Source organism: Brevibacillus soli (assembly GCF_044759095.2).
Classification (GTDB): Bacteria; Bacillota; Bacilli; order Brevibacillales; family Brevibacillaceae; genus JBIYSM02.
Genome location: NZ_JBIYSM020000026.1, coordinates 8475 through 9922 on the forward strand (window position 1 = coordinate 8475; position 1448 = coordinate 9922).

Genomic DNA, 1448 nt, shown 5'->3' on the forward strand with positions numbered 1-1448 from the left:
TTCTTGGGTGGGCCGAATAAGCCCACTCAGGAATTTCCTCGGCGGTTTACCGTTTGCGTGCATGACAAGCTACAATCAGAATTTACCATTCTAGTATGGACATGTTCTGAACCTTATAAACCCGTTACACGCGGCGACGTTTTGGCGGACGGCAGCCGTTGTGCGGAATTGGTGTAACATCCTTAATCATGTTAACTTCCAAACCAGCGGCTTGCAGAGAACGAATCGCAGCTTCACGACCTGCGCCAGGTCCTTTAACCAGAACCTCGAGAGAGCGCATACCATGTTCCATTGCTGTTTTTGCTGCAGTTTCAGCAGCCATTTGCGCTGCGAAAGGAGTGCTCTTACGAGAACCCTTGAAACCGAGGGCACCAGCACTGGACCAAGAGATCGCGTTGCCATGCGGATCAGTGATAGTCACGATCGTGTTGTTGAAAGTAGAGCGGATGTGTGCTACGCCAACTTCAACGTTTTTGCGATCACGACGACGGGTACGAGTAGCAGTCGCTTGTTTTCTTTTCGCCATGTCAGATTACCCTCCTTTACTTCTTCTTGTTCGCTACAGTACGGCGAGGACCTTTGCGCGTACGAGCATTGGTTTTGGTGCGTTGACCGCGAACCGGCAATCCACGACGATGGCGGATACCGCGGAAGCAGCCGATTTCCATCAGACGCTTGATGTTGAGGGAAATTTCACGGCGAAGATCCCCTTCAACCTTGATGTTCTTGTCGATGTACTCACGAAGCTTGCTTACTTCGTCATCAGTCAGATCACGAACACGAGTGTCTGCATTTACCCCGGTAGCAGCCAGGATTTTTTGAGACGTGGGACGGCCGATACCAAAGATGTAGGTAAGAGCAATTTCCACGCGCTTTTCGCGAGGCAAGTCTACGCCTGCAATACGTGCCATTCTAAAGAAGCACCTCCTTGATTATCCTTGTTTTTGCTTATGCTTAGGATTTTCACAAATAACCATTACGTTACCTTTACGACGGATGACCTTGCATTTTTCGCAGATCGGTTTAACCGAAGGTCTCACTTTCATGGTTCTTGCCTCCCTTTTCTAGGGGTTTCAACTTATTTATAGCGGTAGGTAATACGACCGCGTGTCAAGTCGTACGGCGACAGTTCAACAGTCACTTTATCTCCTGGAAGGATGCGGATAAAGTGCATACGGATCTTGCCGGACACGTGTGCAAGCACCTTGTGTCCATTTTCTAATTCTACCCGAAACATCGCATTCGGCAAAGGCTCGATTACCGTGCCTTCTACTTCAATCACATCGTCTTTCGCCATGTGTAACTCTCCTTTCAGCTGTTCTTCAGTCAGACCATGAGCTTTGGAATATCGATTCACAAAACGAACTTATCGTCAACACGTTGGACGACAATCCTCGCTGCTACGTAAGACTGTTCGCCTACGCCCGTGTTAGAATCTCATAGCCATC

Annotated in this window: 4 protein-coding genes; all 4 read right to left on the bottom strand. The window is 48.8% G+C overall.

Annotated elements, in window-relative coordinates; all coding sequences use genetic code 11:
- Positions 1 to 124: 124 nt before the first annotated feature.
- Genes rpsK through infA form a run of 4 tightly spaced genes read right to left on the bottom strand, consistent with a single transcriptional unit; the run spans position 125 to position 1297 of the window.
- Complete coding sequence (rpsK, locus tag ACE99V_RS12180) at positions 125 to 526, bottom strand: 30S ribosomal protein S11 (RefSeq protein ID WP_019123515.1); 402 nt, start codon at positions 524 to 526, stop codon at positions 125 to 127.
- A gap of 16 nt (positions 527 to 542) precedes the next feature.
- Positions 543 to 911, bottom strand: coding sequence for a 30S ribosomal protein S13 (gene rpsM / locus ACE99V_RS12185; RefSeq protein WP_400491361.1), 369 nt, complete (start codon positions 909 to 911; stop codon positions 543 to 545).
- 21 nt (positions 912 to 932) lie between these two features.
- Positions 933 to 1046, bottom strand: coding sequence for a 50S ribosomal protein L36 (gene rpmJ, locus ACE99V_RS12190; protein ID WP_003333770.1), 114 nt, complete (start codon positions 1044 to 1046; stop codon positions 933 to 935).
- Between the two features lie 32 nt (positions 1047 to 1078).
- Positions 1079 to 1297, bottom strand: a complete 219-nt coding sequence (infA, locus tag ACE99V_RS12195; protein WP_003333772.1) for a translation initiation factor IF-1 — start codon at positions 1295 to 1297, stop codon at positions 1079 to 1081.
- Positions 1298 to 1448: the final 151 nt, after the last annotated feature.